Annotated in this window: 19 protein-coding genes; 15 read left to right on the top strand and 4 right to left on the bottom strand. The window is 71.9% G+C overall.

Going from position 1 to position 21,486, the window contains the following annotated elements:
* Positions 1 to 435: 435 nt before the first annotated feature.
* Complete coding sequence (locus tag QSK45_RS02195; protein ID WP_285553373.1) at positions 436 to 2,370, top strand: SWIM zinc finger family protein; 1,935 nt, start codon at positions 436 to 438, stop codon at positions 2,368 to 2,370.
* Between the two features lie 92 nt (positions 2,371 to 2,462).
* Here the strand turns inward: QSK45_RS02195 and QSK45_RS02190 are convergent, their stop codons facing one another.
* Positions 2,463 to 2,969 carry a transglycosylase SLT domain-containing protein gene (locus QSK45_RS02190; protein WP_285552627.1) on the bottom strand — a complete coding sequence of 169 codons (507 nt, stop codon included), beginning with the start codon at positions 2,967 to 2,969 and terminating at the stop codon, positions 2,463 to 2,465.
* 574 nt (positions 2,970 to 3,543) lie between these two features.
* Here QSK45_RS02190 and QSK45_RS02185 point away from each other — a divergent pair.
* On the top strand, positions 3,544 to 4,473 hold the full coding sequence (locus tag QSK45_RS02185; RefSeq protein ID WP_285552625.1) for a ketopantoate reductase family protein: 930 nt from the start codon (positions 3,544 to 3,546) through the stop codon (positions 4,471 to 4,473).
* Positions 4,474 to 4,498: 25 nt separating this feature from the next.
* On the opposite strand, the gene QSK45_RS02180 is transcribed toward QSK45_RS02185, so the two are convergent.
* From QSK45_RS02180 to QSK45_RS02170, 3 genes are all read right to left on the bottom strand, one after another.
* The gene (locus QSK45_RS02180; protein ID WP_285552622.1) at positions 4,499 to 5,392 is read right to left on the bottom strand and encodes a LysR family transcriptional regulator; all 894 of its coding nucleotides are present in this window, start codon (positions 5,390 to 5,392) and stop codon (positions 4,499 to 4,501) included.
* Between the two features lie 256 nt (positions 5,393 to 5,648).
* Positions 5,649 to 6,905, bottom strand: coding sequence for a glutamate synthase-related protein (locus QSK45_RS02175; protein WP_285552620.1), 1,257 nt, complete (start codon positions 6,903 to 6,905; stop codon positions 5,649 to 5,651).
* Positions 6,902 to 7,897: an asparagine synthetase A gene (locus QSK45_RS02170; RefSeq protein ID WP_285552618.1), complete on the bottom strand. Its 996-nt coding sequence runs from the start codon at positions 7,895 to 7,897 to the stop codon at positions 6,902 to 6,904. The genes QSK45_RS02175 and QSK45_RS02170 overlap by 4 nt, the downstream gene beginning before the upstream one ends.
* Positions 7,898 to 8,189: 292 nt before the next feature.
* Between QSK45_RS02170 and QSK45_RS02165 the strand changes: the two genes are divergently transcribed.
* The 13 genes from QSK45_RS02165 to QSK45_RS02105 all read left to right on the top strand — a co-directional run bounded on the left by QSK45_RS02165 (position 8,190) and on the right by QSK45_RS02105 (position 21,486).
* Complete coding sequence (locus QSK45_RS02165; RefSeq protein ID WP_490993492.1) at positions 8,190 to 9,419, top strand: LLM class flavin-dependent oxidoreductase; 1,230 nt, start codon at positions 8,190 to 8,192, stop codon at positions 9,417 to 9,419.
* Positions 9,416 to 10,657 (top strand): MFS transporter, encoded by a 1,242-nt coding sequence (locus QSK45_RS02160; protein WP_285552615.1) that lies wholly within the window; start codon positions 9,416 to 9,418, stop codon positions 10,655 to 10,657. The genes QSK45_RS02165 and QSK45_RS02160 overlap by 4 nt, the downstream gene beginning before the upstream one ends.
* Positions 10,654 to 11,142, top strand: coding sequence for a cobalamin B12-binding domain-containing protein (locus tag QSK45_RS02155; RefSeq protein WP_285552614.1), 489 nt, complete (start codon positions 10,654 to 10,656; stop codon positions 11,140 to 11,142). Before QSK45_RS02160 ends, QSK45_RS02155 begins: the two co-directional genes overlap by 4 nt.
* Positions 11,143 to 12,381 (top strand): ATP-grasp domain-containing protein, encoded by a 1,239-nt coding sequence (locus QSK45_RS02150; protein ID WP_285552613.1) that lies wholly within the window; start codon positions 11,143 to 11,145, stop codon positions 12,379 to 12,381.
* On the top strand, positions 12,378 to 13,883 hold the full coding sequence (locus QSK45_RS02145) for a PqqD family protein (RefSeq protein ID WP_285552610.1): 1,506 nt from the start codon (positions 12,378 to 12,380) through the stop codon (positions 13,881 to 13,883). The genes QSK45_RS02150 and QSK45_RS02145 overlap by 4 nt, the downstream gene beginning before the upstream one ends.
* Entirely contained in the window at positions 13,880 to 15,145 is a 1,266-nt protein-coding gene (locus QSK45_RS02140) for a methylaspartate mutase (protein ID WP_285552608.1), read from the top strand. Before QSK45_RS02145 ends, QSK45_RS02140 begins: the two co-directional genes overlap by 4 nt.
* Complete coding sequence (locus tag QSK45_RS02135; protein WP_285552606.1) at positions 15,142 to 16,398, top strand: ATP-grasp domain-containing protein; 1,257 nt, start codon at positions 15,142 to 15,144, stop codon at positions 16,396 to 16,398. The genes QSK45_RS02140 and QSK45_RS02135 overlap by 4 nt, the downstream gene beginning before the upstream one ends.
* A 24-nt stretch (positions 16,399 to 16,422) precedes the next feature.
* On the top strand, positions 16,423 to 16,923 hold the full coding sequence (locus tag QSK45_RS02130; protein WP_285552604.1) for a flavin reductase family protein: 501 nt from the start codon (positions 16,423 to 16,425) through the stop codon (positions 16,921 to 16,923).
* A gap of 362 nt (positions 16,924 to 17,285) precedes the next feature.
* Positions 17,286 to 18,803: an ATP-binding protein gene (locus QSK45_RS02125; protein ID WP_285552602.1), complete on the top strand. Its 1,518-nt coding sequence runs from the start codon at positions 17,286 to 17,288 to the stop codon at positions 18,801 to 18,803.
* Positions 18,803 to 19,225 carry a roadblock/LC7 domain-containing protein gene (locus QSK45_RS02120; RefSeq protein WP_285552599.1) on the top strand — a complete coding sequence of 141 codons (423 nt, stop codon included), beginning with the start codon at positions 18,803 to 18,805 and terminating at the stop codon, positions 19,223 to 19,225. The genes QSK45_RS02125 and QSK45_RS02120 overlap by 1 nt, the downstream gene beginning before the upstream one ends.
* A complete protein-coding gene (locus QSK45_RS02115; protein WP_285552597.1) occupies positions 19,222 to 19,581 on the top strand; it encodes a DUF742 domain-containing protein in 360 nt (119 codons plus the stop codon). The genes QSK45_RS02120 and QSK45_RS02115 overlap by 4 nt, the downstream gene beginning before the upstream one ends.
* Complete coding sequence (locus QSK45_RS02110) at positions 19,556 to 20,221, top strand: GTP-binding protein (protein WP_285552595.1); 666 nt, start codon at positions 19,556 to 19,558, stop codon at positions 20,219 to 20,221. Before QSK45_RS02115 ends, QSK45_RS02110 begins: the two co-directional genes overlap by 26 nt.
* On the top strand, positions 20,218 to 21,486 hold the full coding sequence (locus tag QSK45_RS02105; protein ID WP_285552593.1) for a cytochrome P450 family protein: 1,269 nt from the start codon (positions 20,218 to 20,220) through the stop codon (positions 21,484 to 21,486). The genes QSK45_RS02110 and QSK45_RS02105 overlap by 4 nt, the downstream gene beginning before the upstream one ends.

Here is a 21,486-nt window from a genome sequence, read left to right as displayed (position 1 = left end):
TGTCCGGCGCCGTCGGCAGCGCGGACCGGGTACGGCGCGGCAGGAGCCGGGCCGACCGGAGCCGCGCCGGTCGAGGACGTGCCGGCCGGAGACGTGCCGGCCGGAGACGTGCCGGCCGGAGACGTGCCCGGCCGCCGGTCCGCGCACGAGGGGCCGGCCGTCGTGGGCGGCGCGGTCGGCCTGCGCGCGCGGGCGGGGCGCGGCGGCGGGGCGGACCGCGCGGGTGAGCCGGGGCTCGATGGTGCCGCGAGGCCCGACGGCGGTGAGCGGTCCGACGACGCGGAGGACCTCGTCGGCGGCAAGGGGCCCGAGGGCGCCGAGGGCCCCGCTGGTGTCGGGGGCCTGGAAGGCGCCGGGAGTCCCGCTCGCGCCGAGGGCCTCGAAGGCCGTACCGCCCGGCCCGCGCCGAGGCCCGGGGACGCCGCGAGGGCGGCTCTGCGGGCGGCTGTCGCCGGCGGTGACCGCGTCCAGCGCTCCGGACACCGGGAAGAGGGACGCGCGCCGGAAGCCGATCCCCGCCCACGCCGTGCCCTTGATCCCGATCGTGATCCGAACCCGGGTCGTGACCTCGGCCCCCGCAGTGCGTCCCGCTCTCGACCTGCCCCTGCCCCTGCCCCTGCCTCTGCCTCTGCCCCTGCCTCTGTCACTGCCTCTGCCTCTGCCTCTGCCCCTACCTCTGCCCCTGCCACCGCTCCCGACGCCGGGCCGCCTCCCGATCCCGGCCTCGCCCCCGTTCCCCGCCCCGGCGACATCGCCCGGGAGGCACTGCGGGCCGCGCGGCGGGAGGCGTCGCGGGGGGAGGCGGAGGCCGAGCGCGGTGGGCCTCGTCACCCCGGCCGTTCCCCGGGGACCGGCACCGAGGCGAGGGCCACGGGCATGCCCTCCTCCGCGCGTCCCTCCGACGCCGCCGCGCGTGCCGCGCGGCTCAAGGCCGCCGGTGAGATGCGGCAGTTCCTCGGGAACGCCTTCCGGATGCCGCCGGAGACCGCTCCCGCGCCGGAGACCGCTCCCGCACCGAAGACCGGTCCCTCGCCGGAGCGGTCCGAGGCCACCGGAGCCGCTCCCGTCCTCCCCGCGCCCGAGCCCGCCGTCCCGCACGCGCCGCCGACCATGGCCACGCCTCACCGCGACGGTGAACTCCGGCGCACGTTCCCGGCGTTCGCGCCCCGCGCCGCGGACGGACCGTTCGCCGGGACCTGGTGGGGCGACGCCTGGGTGCGGGCGCTGGAGCGGGGCGCGCTGGACGCCAGGCGGGTGGCGCGCGGGCGGGGGTACGCCGACCAGGGGCACGTGGACGCGATCACCGTGACCCCCGGGCTGGTCCTCGCCTATGTGCGGGGGAGCAGGCCCCGTCCGTACCGGGTCCAGGTGCGGGTGCGGACGCTGGAGGACGCGGAGTGGGAGCGCTTCCTGGAGGCGGCCGTCGACCGGCCCGGCCATATCGCCGCGCTGCTCGACAAGGAGCTGCCCCAGTCCCTCGCCGACTGCGGGGTCCCCCTGCTGCCCGGCCCCGGCGACCTCGTCCCGCGGTGCAGCTGCCCCGACTCCGGCCACCCCTGCAAGCACGCGGCCGCCCTGTGCTACCAGACGGCGCGGCTGCTCGACGCCGACCCCTTCGTCCTGCTGCTCCTGCGCGGCCGGGGCGAGAGGGAACTGCTCGACGAACTCTCCCGGCGCAGCGCCGCCCGCGCGGCCCGCGACGGACGGGAACGGCGGCCCTCGTCCCTGCCCGGCATACGCGCCACCGAGGCCCTGGCCCCGCGCCGACTCCCGCCCCTGCCCCCGCCGTTGCCGGTCCCGGCGCACCCCGAGCAGCCCCCCGCGTATCCCGCCGCGCCCGGCGGCCCGGACCCGTTCGCGCTGGACCAGCTGGCGACGGACGCCGCGGCCCGCGCGCACGCGCTGCTCGGCACCGGGCGCGACCCGGTCGGCGAACTGTCCCTGTGGCAGGACGCGGTCCGGCTCGCCGCGGCCCGCCCCGGCGCCGGCCTGACCGTGACCACCCGCGCTCTCTACGCGACGCTCGCCCGGACCACCGACCGTACCCCCGGCGACCTCGCGCGGGCCGTCGCCGCCTGGCGGCAGGGCGGGGTGGAGGGGCTGGCCGTCCTGGAGGAGCCGTGGGACCCGCCCGCCGGCCGCTTCGACCGGGCCAGGCCGCTGCTGCTCGCCGCCGACCTGCCCGCGTTCCGGCCCTGGCGCAACCGGCTCACCCATCCGCTCGGCCACGTCCAGCTCCGCCTCGGGCGCGACGGCCTCTGGTACGTCTACGAGTCCGAGCCCGGCGAGGACGACTGGTGGCCCCGGGGGACCCCCGACCCGGACCCGGTCGGCGCGCTCACCGGACTCGGCGCCCTGGACGACACCTGACCGACGCCCCACGGGCGCAGGGGAATTGAAAAGGCCGGTACCGGCAGCGTGGAAGCTGCCGGCACCGGCCTTCGGTGCGGGGGCCGCGTCGATCAGTACGCGGAGTTCACGTTGTCGATCGAACCGTAGCGGTGGGCGGCGTAGTTGGCGGCCGCGGTGATGTTCGCCACCGGGTCGGTGATGTTGTGGGCGGTGCCGGCCACGTGGTACGCGTTGAACGTGGGGGAGATCACCTGGAGCAGGCCCTTGGACGGGACGCCGTTCTTGGCGTTGATGTCCCAGTTGTTCTGGGCGTTGGGGTTACCGCCGGACTCACGCATGATGTTGCGCTTCAGCCCGTCGTAGCTGCCGGGGATGCCCTTGGCCTTCATGATGGCCAGCGACTGCTTGATCCAGCCGTCCAGGTTGTTGCCGGAACCGGCCTTGGTGGCGCTGGTGTTCGAGGCCTTGACCACAGAGGCGTGCACCTGCGGCATCTCGGCGGCCTGCGCGCTGCTCGGCATCAGGGTCAGGGCCGCGGCCGCGGCCCCGGTGGTGGCGAGACCGGTGACGGCGAGGGTGCGCAGGCGGGCGATGCGGGTGCGGGTGGCCATGGTCATGCGATAGGACTCTTCCTCTGGGGGACAAGGTCGTGCCGGCCGCGAGGTTCGCGGTGGCGGTGGGGCGGTGTGCCCCGTGCTGCGGGTGGGACCGGGCGGTTGGTTCCGGCGGAGATCCGCTCGGTCCGGCCCGTTGCTTCCCGGCAACGACAGCAATGGTTAGCCGGGCCCGAAGAGCCTGGCAAGGATGTGACGTACTACCTGACTTCGGAGCAATGCCCGATATGGGTCGATATAGAGATTTCTGGGCAGCTCAGGGCGTTCTGCTCCTACGGTCCGTCCTAGGACGTGATCTGGCTCCTATGGGTGGCGTCACAGGAAGGGCCCCCGAAACGGCCTGGAAAGGGCCCGATCCGGGGGCGGCGAGAGCGTCGGGAGGGGAGTTCCGAGGGGCCGCTTTCGCGGACCGGGTGTGAGGGGGCGGTGACGCGCTGTGGGAGGGACCAAGGCTTCGCTTCGGCCTTCCCAGAGATCGCTGGGGTTGACGGAGCCCCCGGCGCGAACTGATGATCTTGCCGGACATCATGACGATCCCCCTGTCGCTGTCGCGACCCAAGGAGAGGGCACCCCTTCTATGGACACCGCGCCGGACACCGCACCCGTATCGCCCTGGACCGTCGCCGTACTGGGGCCCGGAGGCGTCGGCGGCCTTCTCGCGGCCCTGCTCTCCCGTGCCGGACACCGCGTGATCTGCCTGGCGGGCGAGGACACCGCGCGGACCCTGTCCCGGGACGGCATCCGGGTCTCCAGCGGCAGGCACGGTGACTTCACCGCCCGGGTGGAGGCCGACACCGAACTGCGCGAGCCGGTGGACCTGTGCCTGGTCACGGTCAAGCACACCGCGCTCGACGCGGCCCTGGAGCGGGTACCGCCCCGGTTCGTCCGGGGATTCGTGCTGCCGCTGCTCAACGGCGTCGAGCACGTCGCCGCGCTGCGGGCGCGCTACGGCACGGAGCAGGTCGTACCGGCCGTGATCCGTGTCGAGTCCACCCGCACGTCCGCGGGCGTCATCGAGCACGGCAGCCCCTTCACCGAGATCGACGTGGCGGGCGCGGACGCGGACCGGCTCGCGCCGCTGGCCGCCGTGCTCGACGCCGCCGGGGTGAAGACCCGCACCGTCGCGGACGAGAACGCCGCGCTCTGGGCGAAGCTGGCCTTCCTGGCGCCCTTCGCCCTGCTCACGACGCGTTACCGGCTGCCGATCGGCGGCATCCGGGAGGAGTACCCGAAGGAGCTGGCGGCGCTGGTCGAGGAGACCACCGCGGTGAGCCGGGCCTGCGGGGGACCGGGTGACGCCGCCCAGGTCCTCGCGCGCTACGACGCCTTCCCGGCGCAGAGCAAGTCCTCGATGCTGCGGGACGCGGAGGCCGGCCGGCCGCTGGAACTGGACGCGATCGGCGGCGCCGTGCTGCGGGCGGCCGGGCGGCACGGCATGGATGTGCCGCTCGCCACCCGACTGGTCGCGGAACTGGGGGACGGGGCGACGGCGGCCTCCGCCGGCTGACCGCCGACGCGCGGGGCGGCACCGCTCAGGACACTTCCCCGGCGGTGCCGCCCCGCGCGTCGAGGTGGGCGATCACGGTGTCGGCGAAGGCGTTCGCCGCCGGGGACAGCGCCGACCACTGACGGGCCGCCCAGCCCACCTTGAGCGGCACCAGCCCGCGCACCGGGACCAGACACAGCGGGTCCGGGTGCGAGGTCACCCCGGGTATGGCGGGCACGAGCGCGTGCCCCAGGCCCAGCTCGGCCAGCAGCAGGGCCGTGTCCCAGTCGGTGGCGCCGGTGGGGCCGTGCCCCAGCCGTTCGTCCACCTGCCGGCCGGAGCTGGTACCGGCCGGCGGGCGGATCAGCTGGGTGCGGGAGAGGTCCGCGAGGGACAGGACGTGCTCCGCGGCCAGGGGATCGTCGCGGTGCACGGCGAGCACCCAGTCCAGGTCGATCACCGGTCGCTGCTCCAGGCCGTGGACGTCCGGGGTGATGGTGACCCAGGCCAGCTCCACGAGGCCCTTGCGCAGCGCGTCCAGACAGCGCTCGCTGGAGCGTTCGGTGTGGAACTCCAGCCGGACGTCGGGAAAGGCGAGCCGGAACTCCTTGACCGAGGCACCCATGAAGTGGCGGATCGTGGTGCTGCCCGTGGCGATCGCCACATCCCCGTGCCGGCCCGTGCGCAGCTCGTCCAGCAGCCGCAGGGCGTCGTTCAGCGCCGTGAGCCCGTCCCGCACGGCCCGGTGCAGGATCACCCCCGCCCGCGTCGGCACCACACCGCGCGGCCGGCGCTCGACCAGCGGCAGGCCGGTCTCCTTCTCCAGCCGTCTGATGTGCTGGCTCACGGCGGACTGGGTGCACTTCATCTCGCGGGCCACCGTGCTGAGGTTGTGCGCCTCGCACACGGCCGCGAACACCTTCAGGTCTTCCAGGGTCACCACGGCATCGTAGGGATCAGATCCAAGGGATCGCTTGGGCTTTTGACAGAAAACTCCAGGATTGACTGGACTCCCCGGCCTCTGAGATCTTGATCGGGCGCGGCGGCAACCTGCCTGTGGCAGTACGGGCTCTGAGCATGCGGGGCCTCGGACGGCTGGCGTCCCAGGCGGGTGTCGACCGTCTCCTCGTGAGGAGCCGTCCGGTCCGGGGGATACGATCACCCGTCGCGGGCGGCGCCCTCACGTCCCGCCCCCGTCAGCGGAGCCCCGGCCGCTCCTCGGACCAGAGGTCCTCCCGGCTCAACTCCGAGACCTCGTACTTGCCGAGCGAGCTGAGCAGCATCCGCAGCTCCAGCGCCAGGCACTCGACCAGGTTCACCAGGCCGTTCTCGGCGTCCTCGTCCACCGCCGCGAGCGCGGCGCGGCCCAGCCCGACGGCCCGTGCGCCGAGCGCGAGGCACTTGGTCGCGCGCGCCCCCTCCCAGATCCGCCCGGTCACGAGCAGACAGTGGTCCTGGGGGTCGACCCGCTCCAGGCACTCCGCGAGCGGCAGGCCGACATGGCCGAGGAACGCCTCGGGCGCCCAGCCGGTGCCGCCCTCGGCGCCGTCCACGCCGACCGCGTCCGCCCCGGCCGCCCAGGCGACCGCAGCCGCCTCGCCGACATCGCGGGCCGGCGGCAGCTTCACCCACACCCGGCAGCGCGGGTAGTTGTTGCGCATCAGCCGGATCTGGTGCCGCAGGATCTCGTCGGTGAAGGTGCCCGGACTGCTGCACCGCAGCACCGCGTCGCTGTCCGTGCCGAACACGTCCATGAGGTCGTACTGCGCGGACAGCGCGGTGGCCTTCTCCCGCGGTACGAGCGTCATGCCGCCCATGCCCGGCTTGGCGCCCTGACCCACCTTCAACTCGAAGGCCAGGCGCCCCGATTCGAGCAGGGGCTGCACCGCGGGATCGCTGTAGACGAGGTTCCACACCTCGGCGTCGGCGTCCTCGGTGCTCTGCTGGACGACGACACCGCCCTGTCCGTCCGGGACGGCGGCGGCGTACTCCGTGATCCTTTGCAGCAGCGAGCTGGGGGCCGTCTCCGCCATGCGGCCGTAACCGGCGACGGGGACGATGTTCTCGCCGATGATCATCGGGATGCCGAGCCGGCCCGCCTGCCGTGCCACGGCCTGGCCGAGGTCACCGCTGGCGACCCGGGTCGACCCGAACGCGGAGACGTAGACCGGCAGGGGGGAGCTGAACCCCCCGATGACGGTGGCGAGTTCGGCGTCCCCGACCACGGGCTCGCGACCCAGGTCGATCAGCCGTTCCAGGCGTCGGGGCACGAAGACCGGGGGCACCAGCCGGGTCCGGTCGATCGCGTCCCGGGGCGCGCCGGGGTCCGGGGCCTGTTGCCCGAACATGGTCGTGCCGTAGCCGGCGGCGTCGGGGAACGCCATCGCGGTGCCGCGCCGGGCGCGCTCCGCCACCTGCGACCGCGGGAATCCGGGGGCGTGGAGATCGGTCATGGCCGCGGGTCCCCCGGAAGCTTCGGGTAGCCGGACGCCTGCCAGGCCGCGTCCAGCCCGCACAGGAAGCGCGTGAAGCGCTCCACGCCCAGACCGAAGCCGGCGCTGGACGGAAGGCCCTCGCGGGCGAGGGTCAGGTACCAGTCGTACTTGGCGGGGTTCTCACCGGTTTCCCGGATGCGCATGACGAGATTGCGGTAGTCGGATTCGCGTTCGCTTCCGCTCATCATCTCGCCGAAACCGCCCGGGAAGATGAGGTCGAAGTTGCGCAGCACCCCCGGCTCCGTCGGGCTCTCCTTGTCGTAGAAGCCGCGGGAACCCTTGGGGTAGTCGGTGATGAAGAAGGGGTGGGCGGCGGCCCGGGAGATGATCTCCTCACCCTCCCAGTCGACCTCCGCGCCGGCCTCCTGTGCGTGCCCGCGCTCCCGCAGGTCCGCGACGACCTCCGCGTGGGCACGGCGGCCGTAGGGACCGGCGAGTATCTGCTTGAAGGCCTCCATGTCACGGCCGAGCACGGCCAGTTCCGGCTGCGCGTGCACCAGGACGTACTCCACCACGTACTTGGTCAGCCGCTCGGCGATGTCCAGGGCGTCCTCGCGGGAGCCGCCGCCGATCTCGACGTCGAGCTGGTGGAACTCCACCAGGTGACGGTGGGTGACCGCGGTCTCCAGCGGTTCGAGGCGCACGTTCGGGGCCACGTGGAAGATCTTGTCGAAGCTGAGCAACGACGCCTGCTTGTACAGGATCCCACTGGTCATCAGCTTGTAGCGGTGCCCGTAGTAGTCGATGTCGACCTGCTTGGCGCCGCGCGCGCCGGGGTCGGTCACCGGCCCGATGGTGGGTGGCAGCAGCTCCTGGAAACCCTCGCCGACCAGGAACTCCCGGGCTCCGGTGAGGAACTTGCTCTGCACGGCCAGCGTGGCGCGGGTCCTGTCCGACGTCAGGTGGGCGCGTGGGGTGGGCAGTTGGACCCGACCCGTCTCCTGGGACAACCTCGTAACCTTTCATGTCCGTCGGTCGTGTCGGCCGCACGATCCGGGGCGAATCATTCCGCTCATCTCAGGCTCGGCCGACGTTTGGAAATCATTTGCCTTTGCTCTGACCTATTTCGTAAGCGAACGCAAGCCAGCCGCAACCTTTGCGTGTGAGATGAAGCACAGTCCGACGCGTTGTCACCGTCTCCAGAGTGAAAGGCGGCGGTTTACTCTCGACGCAAGCATGCCGTGATCTTGACGTAACGTCAGGAGACGTGTCAAGGTCGGACACAAGTCTGAGGACACCGAGATGGTGTCCGTAATCTCCATCCATGTGGAGGTATGGCTGTGCGAGAAGTGTCTTCTTTGTAATCCTGCACCGTGTCTTGATCTGAGTTCCACAGTTCGTCATTTATCTCGTTGTTCGGCCGTCGACTGTCACGCTCGACCGAGTTTTTCCAGGTGGGTAGGTATGGACGATCTCAAGTTGCACTGGTGTTCACCTCTCGACAGTGGCCAGCAGAAGGCCACGGACAAGTATCAGGCGGGCGAGCTCGACTTTGCCGGGATAGTTGATTTCGCGCGTGAGGCAGATGAACTCGGGGTTGATTCCCTGCTCATGGGAATCAGTTACCACATGCCCGATCCCCTTCCGATGATCGGTGCTCTCGTCCGGGAAACCGAACGCGTCAAGTTCATCCTCGCCTACCGCCCCGGGCTGCTTTCGCCGACGCTGTTCACCCAGATCGTGAACACCGTCTCCTGGATGTCGGACGGGCGCATCGCGCTGAATCTGGTGGCCGGCATCTCACCCGCCGAGCAGGCGTTTTACGGGGACTTTCTCGCGCATGACCAGCGGTACGCCAGATCCGAGGAGTTCCTCGACGTCTGCCACCGCTTCTGGCGCGGCGAGACGCCCCTGACCTACAAGGGCGAGCACTACACGATCGAGGAGGCGCAGCTCGGCCTCGGGTACAAGGGCGGCGGCCGCCCGCACATCTACATCAGCGGTGCCTCCGCCGTGGCGCAGAAGACCGCGATCGAGTACGCCGACTGCTGGCTGCGCTACGGCGACACCCCCGAGGGCATCGCGGCCGTCACCGAACCGCTGCTGTCCCAGGGCTGCAAGGTGGGCATCCGCATGCACGTCCTCGCCCGCGAGACGCGTGCCGAGGCGCTCGCCGCCGTCGACGAGATGATGCGCGACCCCGACGAGCAACACCGCGCCTGGGTCAGCGACTTCGTCGGCAAGTCCGACTCGGAGGCCGTCAAGACCTCGTTCCGGCTCGCCGAGGCGGCCTCCGGCGACTGGCTGTCGCCGATGCTGTGGTCCGGCGCCGTCGCCTACCGGGGCGGACCCGCGCTGTGCGTGGTCGGCAGCTACGCGGAGGTCGCCGAGTACCTGTACGCCTACAAGGCCGCCGGCGTCAGCGAGTTCATCTTCTCGGGCTGGCCGACGCGCGACGAGATGCGGATCTTCTACACGCACGTCGCCCCGCTGATCCGCGAGCACGAGCGAAACGCGGCGGCGGGTTCGTGACCTCTCAACCCCGCTTCGGCCGCGGTCTGTTCGGCGCGGGCGTGCTGCTCGGCCTGATGGCCGAGCAGGTCGTGATGTTCGCGGTGCCGCTGCTCCTCTTCCAGGACACCAAGCAGGTCTCCACGCTCGGTTTCGCGTTCGCGCTGGAGTGGCTGCCGGGCCTGATCGCCTACCCCTTCGCCGGCCTCATCGCCGACCGGGACGGCGGCGCCCGGCTCTTCTCCCTCGTGACCGGCTCCCGCGCGGTCGTGCTCGCCCTGGTCGTGGCGGTCTGCCTGACCCGGCCGGGCTGGACCACCCCCGCCCTGATGACCAGCGGGGCGATCCTCTCGGTGCTGGTCGCGCCGACCCGCATGTCCGTCGAGAAGATGGTGCCCCAGCTGGCGGCGGGCGAGGCCCTGGCGCGCACCCAGGCGCTCGTGCAGAACATGGAACTGCTCGCGATGGCCCTCGGGCCCGCGCTCGCGACACTCGCCGCGGCGCTGATCGGCAAGGTGTGGCTGCTCGCCGTCGCCGCCTCCGTGTTCGCCCTCGCCGCCGCCTGCTGGCTGCCGCTGCCGCGCGGCGAGCGGCCGAGCGCACCGGTCACCGCGCGGGCCACGGTGCGGGAACTGGGCCTCGGCTGGAGGCTGATGGCCGGCAACCGCCCCGTGCTGCTGCTCGGCATCCTCAACTTCGGCATCAACCTCGTGGTCGCCTCGGTGCTCAGCGCCAACGCGGCCCTGGTGACCGGCGTCTTCGCGGCCCCCGACTGGTCGTTCGCGCTGCTCAACACGTGCGTGGGCGTCGTCGGACTGGTCAACCTGCTGGTGATACCGCTCCTCCTCAAGCGGTTCGAGGTCGGGCTGCTCGGCGCGCTCGGCTTCGCGGTGCTGTGCCTGGCGCTGCTGCTGATCGGCATCGCCGGCTCGTTCCCGGTCTACGCCGTGCTGTTCATCGCGGTGCTCACGGGAACGGCGTACTACAACGTCTTCAACCGCACCCAGCGGGTGAAGGTGATCCCCAGGGAGCACCTCGGGAAGGTGATGGGGCCCTTCTACCTGCTCAACCTGCTGTCGTATCCCATCGCGGGCCTGCTGGTGGGCAGCGTCGGCGCCGCGTACGGTCCGCAGCGGCTCGTGGGCGTGCTCGCCGTGGTGCTCAGCGCCTTCGGAGCCGTCCTGCTGCCCCTGACCATGCGCAGCTTCCGCCGGACGCTCACGGACCGCGAACGAGTTCCCGTAGGAGTGCAGTCTTGAGTACGCCCTTCCGGTGCATCGTGAGCACCGTCGAGTCGGATTCCCACATCTGGAACCTGGTCTATCTGCAGAAGCTCCTGGAGGAGCACGGCGGCCTGGTGCGCAACCTCGGCAGCTGCACCCCGGTGACCGAGGTGCTGCGCGGCATCGAGGAGTACCGGCCGGACCTGCTCGTGGTCTCCAGTGTCAACGGCCACGGCCACCACGGCGCCCGGGTCCTGCTCGGCGAGATCCAGCGCCGGGGCCTCGGCCTGCCCTGTGTCGTGGGCGGAAAGCTCACCACCTCGGAGTCGGACAACGACCGGGTGCGCCGCGACCTGATCGCCCAGGGCTGGACCGACGTGTTCACCGGCGAGGACGCCGTCCCCCGCTTCCGGGACTTCCTCCGCTACGGCGAGCGGGACGGCTTCGCCGCCTGGCAGCCCCGGTCCGCCCCCGTGACGCCGTGGGACCACCCGGAACTCTTGATCGCAGGAGCAGTCTGAATGCACATCGTCATCGTCAACCGCTGGCCTCGCTTCTCCGACGGAGTGCGCTGGGACAACGAGCTCACGCGCTACGAGGAGTTCATCGACCACGACGCCCACCAGGTCAGCTATGTGGTGGACCCGCTCGGCGCCGAGGGCGTGCTCGCCGATCCCGCGAAGATCGCCGCACAGGTCCAGGTGGACGACGTCAACGACTTCGAGGCGCTGCGTGACGCCGTCGCCGAGATCACCGAGCGGGTCGGTCCGGTGGACCAGCTCGTCGCGCTGTCCGAGTTCACCCTGGAGATCGCGGCCCGGGTCCGCCGGGACCTCGGTATCCCCGGTCCGACCCCGGACGAGGTCGCGGTCTACCGCGACAAGGTGCGGATGAAGGAGATCCTCGCCCTCAAGGGCGTCCGGGTGCCGCGCTTCGGCGGCTGCGAGACCCCCGAGGCGGCGGTGGAGTTCGCGCGGGCCACCGGCTACCCGGTGATCCTCAAACCGGTCGACGGCGCCGCCAGCATCGGGGTGCACCGCGTCGAGGACGAGCAGGCGCTCCGGGAACTGCTGCCCACCCTGGACCTGTCCCGGTACGAGATCGAGGAGTTCGTCACCGGGCGCATCTTCCACATCGACGGCTACGCGGACGACCACGCGGAGATCCCCTTCCAGGTCGTCTCCCGCTACGTGAACGACTGCCTGGCCTTCGGCCTCGGCGCGCCGCTCGGCTCGGTCGTGGTCCAGCACAGCGAACTGCGCGAGCGCATCGAGGCGTTCAGCCGGGAGTGCGTCGCGGCCCTCGGCATCCGCACCACCCCCTTCCACCTGGAGGTCTTCGTCACGCCGGCCGACGAGCTGGTGTTCCTGGAGATCGGCGGCCGGGTGGGCGGCAGCGAGGTACCGCACCTGCTGAACAAGCTGTTCGGGGTCAACCTCTTCGAGGTGTGGCTGCGCGCCGTGGGCGGCGAGCCCACCGGGATCACCGCCAAGTCCGGCGACCCGTCCGGCGGCTGGCTGTGCGTGCCGAAGCCGGCCGACCTGCCCGCGCGCGTGACCAAGGCCGTCTCCCAGCGCGCGAGCGTGCCCACGATCTGGCGGGAGCTGCTGCCCCCGGTCGGCGAGGTGCTCCAGCCGGGCGGCTCCTACGACGCCCTGCACAGCGGCCGCTTCATCCTCCTGGGCGACGACGAGTCCCGGGTGGAGGCCGACATCCACCGCATCATCGACACCTTCGAATTCGAGGCTACGAGGATATGAACCAGCACACGGGGGAGCCCGCGAACGAGCGGTACCCGACGCTGTACACCCGCCTGACCGGTTTCCTCAGCGATGGGGAGCTCGAAGGCGTCAAGGCGACCGGGGAACGGCTCGTGGAGGCCGCGGGCGGCATCGACGCGCTGCCCGACTACAAGGTGATGGTGGCCTACGGCGGCGGCAAGGACAGCACGTACGTCGTCGCCTTCGTGCGCGCCGTGCAGCTGCACCTCGCGCTGAACTTCGGCCGCACCTTCACCCTGCGCGTCGCCAACATGCGGCACGCGGGCGTGCCCCGGGCCGTCATGGAGAACATTGACCGCGTCTACCGGGCGCTCGGCCTCCTCGACGACGAGCGGGCGGAACTGCTGACCGTCGACCACACGCTGGTGCGGCCCTTCCGCGTCGACCTGCCGCTGCCCGAGCACCTGATCGCCATCAACCGCGTCGACGTCCTGATGAACGGCCACCGCGCCGCCGGCGACGGCCGGCCGACCTTCTGCAACAGCTGCAACCTGGCCGTCGCCGACTTCTACGGGCGCGCGGCCTGGTTCGACGGCGGCGTCGACGTGGTGATGACCGGCGACTCCCGGCGCGAGCAACTCCTCTACTCCGCCTGGATCATGCGGCTCGCCAAGGCGTCCGGCGTGGATGTCGAGGAGTGCCGCACGATGGGCTTCAGGGGAATCCTCCTGGCCCTGCGCGGCATCGGGGACACCTACTTCCGCGAGCTGTTCGGCGACGACAGCGAGAGCGAACTCGCCGAGCGCGAGGTGTCGACGGGTGATCGCTCGATGCAGCCGCAGTTCATCTCGGTCTACGACCTGGTGAGCTACCGGGTGCACGACCACTGGGACCTCATCGTCGACTTCCTCGGGTTCCAGTTCGACGAACTCGCCTTCAGCTTCAGCGAGTCCGACTGCGCCAACCCCGGCCTCATGGCCCATCTGCGGGCGCTGCGCAGCGAGTTCGTGCAGGGGCGGTCGTACGACGAGGGGCTGGCCGAGTACCTGGAACTCGCCGAGGAGCTGATGCACAAGAAGGAGATGCCGCAGAACCTCATCGAACTCGCCCTGAGCCGCTACGACTCGCCGGACAAGCGGCTCCACCGGCGCAAGCTCGCCGACGAGTTCGCGCGGGAGGCGTTCGGGCTGTCCGAGGAGGCGCTCGTGGCCATGGTGTTCTCCCCGTTCACCGACCGCGGCGAGCGGCTGGCCGCCTTCCTCGAACGCTGCCACCCCGCACGGGCCGGCCAGGCGGACCGCATCCACGCGGCGCTCGCCGCCGAGGGCGACACGGACGGCGAGATCACGGACTGGCTGGAGGACGTCTCCGGCCTCGGCCTCGCCCACCTGCGCACGCTCTACACGAGCAGCCTGGTCGACTTCACCACCCCGGGGACCATCATCTCCCGCGTCCGGGCCGGTGACCCGCACAAGTACCACGTGGCCACCATCGACCCGGCCAGCGGCGCCCCCGCCACCGAACTGATCTCAGGGCGGTGACCGGCTACCTCGACCGGTTCGTGGCCGGCCGCCGGGCCGAGCGCACCCTGGTCGTGCAGCCACGCATGGGTTTCGGCAGGATCGACGCGATGGCGGCCGGGCTGCGCGAGGTGGCCGCCCTCGACTTCCCCGTCGTCGGCACCCTCACCCTCGACAGCTACACCCGGGTCGGCGACCACACCACCCCGCTGGAACGGCTGGCCGCGGACGAGGAGCTGAACGGCTACCCGCTCGTCTCCCACCCCGCGGCCGCCACCCGGCGCATGCTGGAGGGCCTGTACGGACCGTCGTTCCCCGTGCAGGTCCGGCACGGTACGGCGCTGCCGCTGGCCGTCTTCCGAAGACTCGTCGAGGTCGGACTGGACGCGACGGAGGGCGGGCCGGTCTCCTACTGCCTGCCCTACAGCAGGCTCCCGCTCGCCGACGCGGTCCGCGCCTGGTCGGAGAGCTGCCTGCTGCTGGCGGGGGAGACCGAGCACGGCCACATCGAGAGCTTCGGCGGGTGCCTGCTCGGTCAGCTCTGCCCGCCGTCGCTCCTGGTGGCCGTCGCGGTGCTGGAGGGCTGCTTCTTCCACGCCCACGGGCTGCGCCACATGTCCTTCAGCTACGCCCAGGGCACGCACCCGGCGCAGGACCGCGGGGCGGTACGTGCCCTGCGCACCCTCGCCGCCGAACTGCTGGGGAACGTCTCCTGGCACGTGGTCCTGTACACGTACATGGGCCTGTTCCCCCGCACTCCGGCGGGCGCCGGCGCGCTCATCGAGGACAGCGCGCGGCTGGCCCGGGACGCGGGCTGCGAGCGGCTGATCGTCAAGACGGTCTCCGAGGCGTGGCAGATCCCGAGCGTGTCGGAGAACCTGTCCGCGCTGCGGCTCGCCGCGGCCGCCGCGCGCGGCCCGGTGAGCCCCGGGACGCCGGAGGAGGACGCGTACTTCGAGGAGACGCTCACCGAGGCGCGGGCCATCGTGGAGGCGGTGCTGAACCTGGACCCGGACATCGGCACCGCGCTGACCGAGGCGTTCCGGCGCGGCCTGCTCGACATCCCCTACTGCCTCCACCCGGACAACAGGTCGGCGGCGACCTGCGTCATCGACGGACGCGGCGCGCTGGCCTGGGGGTCCACCGGAAACCTGCCGTTGAGCACCCCCACACCCCGTGAGGCCGGCCGGCTCACCTCCGACGACCTCTACGGCATGCTCAACCACGTCGCGGAGCGCTACGACAGCGAATCGTCCGAGCCCAGATTGGTTCCCCACTCATGACTGTCCCGCAAGACCGCCCGGACCGGCCCGTCCTGGTCCTGGTGGACGCGTTCTCCACCGGGTCGATGCTGGCCCGGGAGGCGGCCGAGACCCACCACGTCCTGCACGTGCGCTCCCGTGCCCTGGCCTCCGGCACCTTCGGCGCGAGCCTGCCGAGCGCGCTCCTGGCCGAGGACCTCACCTATCCCGGTCACGAGGCCGAGGTGCTGGCGCACGTGGCGGCTCGGCGGCCCGTGGGGGTCGTCGCGGCGAGCGAGTTCGGCGTCGAGGTGGCGGACGAACTGGCCCACCGGCTCGGTCTGCGCGGCAACGACCCGGCGCTGTCCGCCGCCCGCCGTGACAAGGCCCTGATGGCGGAGGCGCTTTCCCGGGCGGGCGTGCCCACGGCACGGCAGTGCCGCTCCGGCGACGTCGGCGAACTGCTCGACTGGTGGCGCGGCTGCCCTGACATCGCGCGCGTCGTGGTCAAGCCGCTCGACAGCGCGGGCTCCGACGACGTCTACACCTGTGACACCGAGCAGGAGGTCGTGGACGCCTGCCGGGCCGTCCTCGGCAAGACCAACATCATGCTGCGGGTGAACGAGGAGGTGCTCGTCCAGGAGTACCTCGCCGGGGACGAGTACATCGTCAACACCGTGAGCCGGGACGGCGGTCACTGGTTCACCGACGCCTGGATCAGCCGCAAGCAGGTACGGGAGGGCGGCCGCAGGATCTACGAGGCGGAGGACTTGCTCACGCCCGACGACCCCGTGCTCGACATCATCCTCCCCTACATATCCAGGGCGCTCGACGCCCTCGGCATCACCGACGGCCCCGCGCACAGCGAGCTGATCCTCACCGCGCGCGGCCCGCTGCTCCTGGAGACGGGGGCACGCGTCTCCGGTCTGGCCAACCCCGCCGCGCTCGACCTGTGCACCGGCGCCAACCAGGTGAGTCTCACCCTCGACTGCCATGCGCGCGGCGGCGTGTCGCTCACCGCGCGTCCGGTCCGTTACCCGGTGTTCCAGCGGGCGCGCTGCGTCAATCTCATGGCCCGTCGTGCCGTACCGCTGCCGATGGCGGCCATCAAGGCCGCGCTGGAGCGGATCCCCGCCTTCGAGAGCGTCCGGTTCCGGATCGCCGACGGCGCGCCCACCCGGCCGACCGTGGACCTCAACTCCTCGCCCGGCGCCGTCTTCCTGGTGCATCCCGACCCCACCGAGATCGACAACGCACACAAGGTGATCCGCGAGCTCGAGCACGAACTGCTCTGAATCCGAAAGCATGGTGAGATCCACATGTCCCTAGACAGCGAGCGGTTCCGCAAGATCTTCGGTTCCTTCCCGACGGCCGTCGCCATCGTCACCGCGCTGGACGAGCAGGGCCGGCCGCGCGGCTTCACCTGCAACGCGGTCTGCTCGGTCTCCGCCGCCACGCCGAGGCTGCTCGTCGGGGTCGGCAAGAGTTCCCAGACGTTCCCGGCGCTGGCGTCCTCCGGCGCCTTCGTGGTCAACTTCCTCGCCGACTCGGGCGAACAGGCGTCCCGCACCTTCGCCGACAAGGGGCCGGACAAGTTCGCGGGCCTCGTGTGGGAACCGTCCGCGCACGCCGGGGGCGCCCCGATCCTCACCGACATCGCGCTCGCCTACGCCGAGTGCCGCACCGTGCAGACCGTGGACGCCGGGGACCACTGGCTGCTCATCGCCGATGTCCACGGGGGAGAGGCGTACGACCGGGAGCCGCTGCTGTACTGCCGGGGCGCGTACAGCACGTGGCCGGCCACGGCGGGCAGCCGCTGACCGGCGGCGTCGACTCGGAGGTGAGGGGGCCCGGCGATCCGCCGGGCCCCCTTCGGCGGGGGCGGGCACCCCGGTGCCCGGTTCGTGGTTTCCGCGCGGCCCGACCCCGTTGAGAGGGAAGTCGCCCTTTCTGTGCGGGATTCAGAAATGCCTGCAGATGGCATTTATCCGCAACTCCGGTCACGGACTGGAGGTTGGTGGAGTGTCAAATGGGCAATTGGCGCGCAAGTCAGGTCAAATACCAGATGCAATCGACAGCCGACAGTGTGTAGTTTGCCAACTGCTTCCACGGACGCCCCGTACGCAGACGCCCGGACGTCTCAGACGCCCAGACGTATCCGAGATCCCCGAGGTCCCCATCCATGATCGAGATACCGGAGCTGGCCTTCGGCGGCCTGGCTGCCGGGACGGTGTCGGCACTAGCTCTGGGCGGCGGCCTCTGGCGCTCCAGACGTGAACGCGCCCGGCTGCGGCAGGAGATGACCGGTCTGCGTCACCAGGCCGAGCGGTCCGCGCGCGCCGGCGCCGAGGAGGCCGATCGCGTCCGTCGGGCGTTCGTCGCCGAGCTGGAGCACCTCGTCACCCGGCGCATGCCGGCCGAGGCGTCCCGCATCGCGCACCCGCACGTACCGGTGCCCGGCCCCGCCGGTCCCGAGGGCGCGGCGACGGAGCCGGTGCTGGAGGCCCTGCGCACCGCGATCCTCCAGGAACGCAAGCGGGTCGACGCCGCCGCCCGCGCCGGCATGCGCGGCACCACCCGGGAGATCCAGGCGAGCCTCTACCGCCTCCAGGACATCCTGCACGGACTCCAGCAACGGTACGACGACCCGGAGTTGGCGCAGGACCTCTACACCCTGGACCACGAGAACGAGCAGTCACTGCGCCGCGCCCAGGTCGCCGCGGTGGTCTGCGGGGCGTGGGTCGGCCTGGCCCGCGAGGAGTCGCACCTCGTCGACGCCGTCACCGGCGGACAGGCCCGGCTGGCCGGCTACCGGCGGGTCAAGCTCCACAACCACCTCGAACCGGGCACCGCACTGGTCTCGCACGCCGTGGAGCCCGTCGCGATCATCGCCGCCGAACTCCTCGACAACGCGCTGCGGCACTCCTCCCCGGACACCTCGGTCGTGGTCAACCTCGAAGCCGTCCACAACGGTGTCGCCGTGACCGTCGACGACGCGGGTGTCGGCATGGCGCCCGACGAACGGGCCGCCGCGCAGCGGGTCGTCGCGGGCACCGACCCGATCATGTTCTCCGACCTCGGCGACCCGCCCCGGATGGGCCTCGCGGCGATCGGCCAGCTCACCCGGCAGTTCGACCTGTCGGTGGACCTGTCCACGCCGTCTCCGTACGGCGGCGTGCGGGCGGTCCTGCTGGTCCAGAAGCACCTGCTGAGCCACATCGACCCGGCCCTGCGCCCCGCCGCCGCGAGCACCTCTCCCTCCACCCGCACCGGGGAGGTGCCCAGGCCGGAACCGTGGGCCGAGCACGCCCACGCGCCGGCCCCGGGGGCTCTTCCGCCGGAGGCGGAGCCGGACCGCGCGTCCCGGTCCGGGGCCACCGCGGAAGGATCGGCGCACCCCGGCACCCGTCAGCCGGTGCCCGGCCCCGAACCGCTGGCGTCCGGCCCCGATCAGCCGGTGTCCGACGCCGATCGGCCGGCGGCCGCATCCGATCAGCCGGTGGAGACCGGCGTCGACGGCCTCCCTCGCCGCCGCCGCCGTCAGGTGTCGCCGGACCAGGCGGCGATGATCCGGCCGAGCGCGGCCAAGGCCGCCTCCCCCGCCCGCTCGCCCGAGGAGGCCGCCGCGGCCCTCGGCGCCCTGCAGTCGGCGACCGCCGCTGCCCGTGAAGCAGCTCGATCCGAAGGGACCGCTCCCTGATGACCAACCGCGAGACCGGTGACACAGCGTGGGTTCTCGACCCGATCCTCGACGTCCCGCATGTGAAGGCCGCCGTCCTGCTCACCAGGGACGGACTGGTATCCGGCTTCTCGGAGGCGCTCACCCAGGCCTCGGCCGAGCGGGTCGCCGCGATCACCTCCACCGTCCAGGGCGCCTGCCGAACCGCCGCCGCCGCGTTCGCCGACATGCCGGCCGCCCAGCTCCGGCAGGTCGTGATCGAGTCCGACCACGGCTACATCCTGGTCGCCCCGACCGACCACGGCACCTGCGTCGCCGCCTACGGCGACCCGGAGGTCCGGCTCGACCTGCTCGGCCACCGCGTGCACTCCCAGGTCGCGCGGCTCGGCGAGAAGGCGATGGCCGCCGCACCCCGCGCGGCCGAGGGCGGCGCTTTGCTGTGAGGGGCCACCGGTCCGGCCGTCCGCTGGTGCCCGCCTACCTCGCCACCTCGGGGGTCGCGCGGCCCAGCCGCAACAGCCTGGAGCGCCTGTCGGTGCTCACCTCTGCCGCCGGGCCGGTCCCCGGCGACCTGCCCGCGGCCCAGCAGGCGCTGCTCCAGTCGCTGGACGGCGGCTCCCTGACCGTCGTGGAGGCGGCGGCGCTGCTGCGGCTGCCGGTCTCCGCCGTCCGGGTCCTCGCCGCCGCCCTGATCGACCAGGGGCTGGTGACGGCACGCCCGCCCGTCCCGTCCGCCGCCCTGCCCGACCATGACCTGCTGAAGAGAGTCGCCGATGGCCTCCGCGCCCTCAAGCTCTGAACGTTCGCCGGCCGAAGCCCGGCCCGACGGATCCGGCGTCCGGGCCGGGGAGCTGCACCTTCCCGCCACCGCACGGGAGCTGGTGAAGATCGTCGTCGTCGGCCCGTTCGGCGTCGGAAAGACCACACTGATCGACTCGGTGTCCGAGATCCGCCCCCTGCACACCGAGGAACACCTCACCCAGGCCTCCACCGGCGTCGACGACCTCGACGGCGTGCGGGACAAGAAGACCACCACCGTCGCCATCGACTTCGGCCGGATCACCCTCGGTGAGGAGATCGTCCTCTACCTCTTCGGCACCCCCGGCCAGGAACGCTTCCGCGCGCTGTGGGCCGACATCGCCTACGGGGCGCTCGGCGCCCTCGTCCTCGTCGACAGCCGCCGCCTCGACGCCTCCTTCGACGTCCTCGGCCTGGTCGAGGAGTCGGGACTGACGTACGCGGTCGCCGTCAACACCTTCCCGGACTCGCGCCGTTATCCCGAGGAACAGCTGCGGGAGTCCCTCGACCTGGCTCCGGACACCCCGTTGGTGGAGTGCGACGCCCGGGACACCCACTCCTCCGTCGACGCGCTGCTCGCCCTCGTGGAGCACCTGATCGACCTCAACGCCCGCGCGGTGGCCGGGGAGGTGCGATCATGACGGCGTACCCCGCGCCCCCGGAGTCCTTCAACCGCTCCACCCCCGTGCGGCTGTGGGAGGACGGATTCGCCGTCGACCCGCGCCGCTACTACGACGCACTGCGCGCCCAGGGCCCGGTCGGCTGGGCCGAACTCGCCCCGGGCGTACCGGCGTACGTGGTGACCGACCGCAGGGCCGCGCTCGACATGCTCCACGACGACGCGACCTGGTCCCGTGATCCGCGCCCCTGGCAGGCGACCGTCCCCGAGGACCTGCCGATCCTCGGCATGATGCGCTGGCGGCCCAACACCCTCTTCTCCGACGGCGAGGAGCACATCCGCTACCGGACCGCCCTGCTGGAGGCCTTCGACCTGGTCGAGCCGCACGACCTGCGGGAGAGGGTGCTGCGGGCGGTGCACATCCTGGTCTCCCGGTTCGGCCCGCGCGGCGAGGCGGACCTCGTGCGCGACTTCGCCCGCCCGCTGATGACGCTGATCTTCAACAGCATCTTCGGCTTCCCCGACGGCGAGGCCGACCGCCTCAACGACGCGCTGGGCGCGCTGATGGAGGGCGGCGAGGCGTCCGTCCAGGGCGAGGCCGAGTACGGCAGGTACGTGATGGACCTGATCGGCGCCAAGACGGCGAAACGCGGCGACGACCTCACGAGCCGGCTGCTCGACCACCCGCTGGGCCTGACCACCGAGGAGGTCACCTGGCAGGTCTTCCTCACCCTGGGCGCGGGCCACGAGCCCTCCACCAACCTGGTCAGCAACGCGCTCTCCCGCATCCTCGGCAACCCGGCGTACTACTCCACCCTCACCAGCGGCTCGCGGACCGTGCGGGACGCGGTGCTGGAGGTGCTCCGCTACGAGACCCCGCTCACCAACTACGGAGTGCTCTACGCCCGGAAGTCGGTCAGCTTCCACGGCGTGTGGGTGCAGGCCGCGGTGCCGGTCGTCGTCTCGTACGGGGCGCTCGCACTGTTCGCGGACGAGGAGCACGGCGGTGCGCACCACCCGCGGGACGCCTCCCACCTGTCGTTCGGCGCGGGTCCGCACACCTGCCCGGTCAAGCACCAGGGGCTGCTGATCGCCACGGAGGCCATCGAGCGCCTCACCCAGTGGCTGCCCGACATGGAGCCCACGGTGCCCCGCGACCGGCTCACCTGGCGCCCCGGCCCGTTCCACCGCTCGCTCGTCGCCCTGCCGGTCCGGTTCACCCCCGTCACCCCCGACCGGCCCGCCGGGCTGTCCGCAGCTTCCGCGTCCTTCCAGACTGGAGTGTGA

Source organism: Streptomyces hygroscopicus subsp. hygroscopicus, from assembly GCF_030269125.1.
Taxonomy (GTDB): Bacteria; Actinomycetota; Actinomycetes; order Streptomycetales; family Streptomycetaceae; genus Streptomyces; species Streptomyces hygroscopicus_C.
The sequence above is the reverse complement of the archived record's forward strand: the minus strand, read 5'-3'. Positions and strand labels throughout refer to the sequence as shown.

Bases quoted from the DNA above. Each gene is read 5' to 3' on its own strand.
- QSK45_RS02190 (WP_285552627.1), bottom strand. From the start codon at position 2,969: ATGACCATGGCCACCCGCACCCGCATCGCCCGCCTGCGCACCCTCGCC.
- QSK45_RS02185 (WP_285552625.1), top strand. From the start codon at position 3,544: ATGGACACCGCGCCGGACACCGCACCCGTATCGCCCTGGACCGTCGCC.
- QSK45_RS02175 (WP_285552620.1), bottom strand. From the start codon at position 6,905: ATGACCGATCTCCACGCCCCCGGATTCCCGCGGTCGCAGGTGGCGGAG.
- QSK45_RS02165 (WP_490993492.1), top strand. From the start codon at position 8,190: ATGGTGTCCGTAATCTCCATCCATGTGGAGGTATGGCTGTGCGAGAAG.
- QSK45_RS02150 (WP_285552613.1), top strand. From the start codon at position 11,143: ATGCACATCGTCATCGTCAACCGCTGGCCTCGCTTCTCCGACGGAGTG.
- QSK45_RS02145 (WP_285552610.1), top strand. From the start codon at position 12,378: ATGAACCAGCACACGGGGGAGCCCGCGAACGAGCGGTACCCGACGCTG.
- QSK45_RS02135 (WP_285552606.1), top strand. From the start codon at position 15,142: ATGACTGTCCCGCAAGACCGCCCGGACCGGCCCGTCCTGGTCCTGGTG.
- QSK45_RS02130 (WP_285552604.1), top strand. From the start codon at position 16,423: ATGTCCCTAGACAGCGAGCGGTTCCGCAAGATCTTCGGTTCCTTCCCG.
- QSK45_RS02125 (WP_285552602.1), top strand. From the start codon at position 17,286: ATGATCGAGATACCGGAGCTGGCCTTCGGCGGCCTGGCTGCCGGGACG.
- QSK45_RS02120 (WP_285552599.1), top strand. From the start codon at position 18,803: ATGACCAACCGCGAGACCGGTGACACAGCGTGGGTTCTCGACCCGATC.
- QSK45_RS02110 (WP_285552595.1), top strand. From the start codon at position 19,556: ATGGCCTCCGCGCCCTCAAGCTCTGAACGTTCGCCGGCCGAAGCCCGG.
- QSK45_RS02105 (WP_285552593.1), top strand. From the start codon at position 20,218: ATGACGGCGTACCCCGCGCCCCCGGAGTCCTTCAACCGCTCCACCCCC.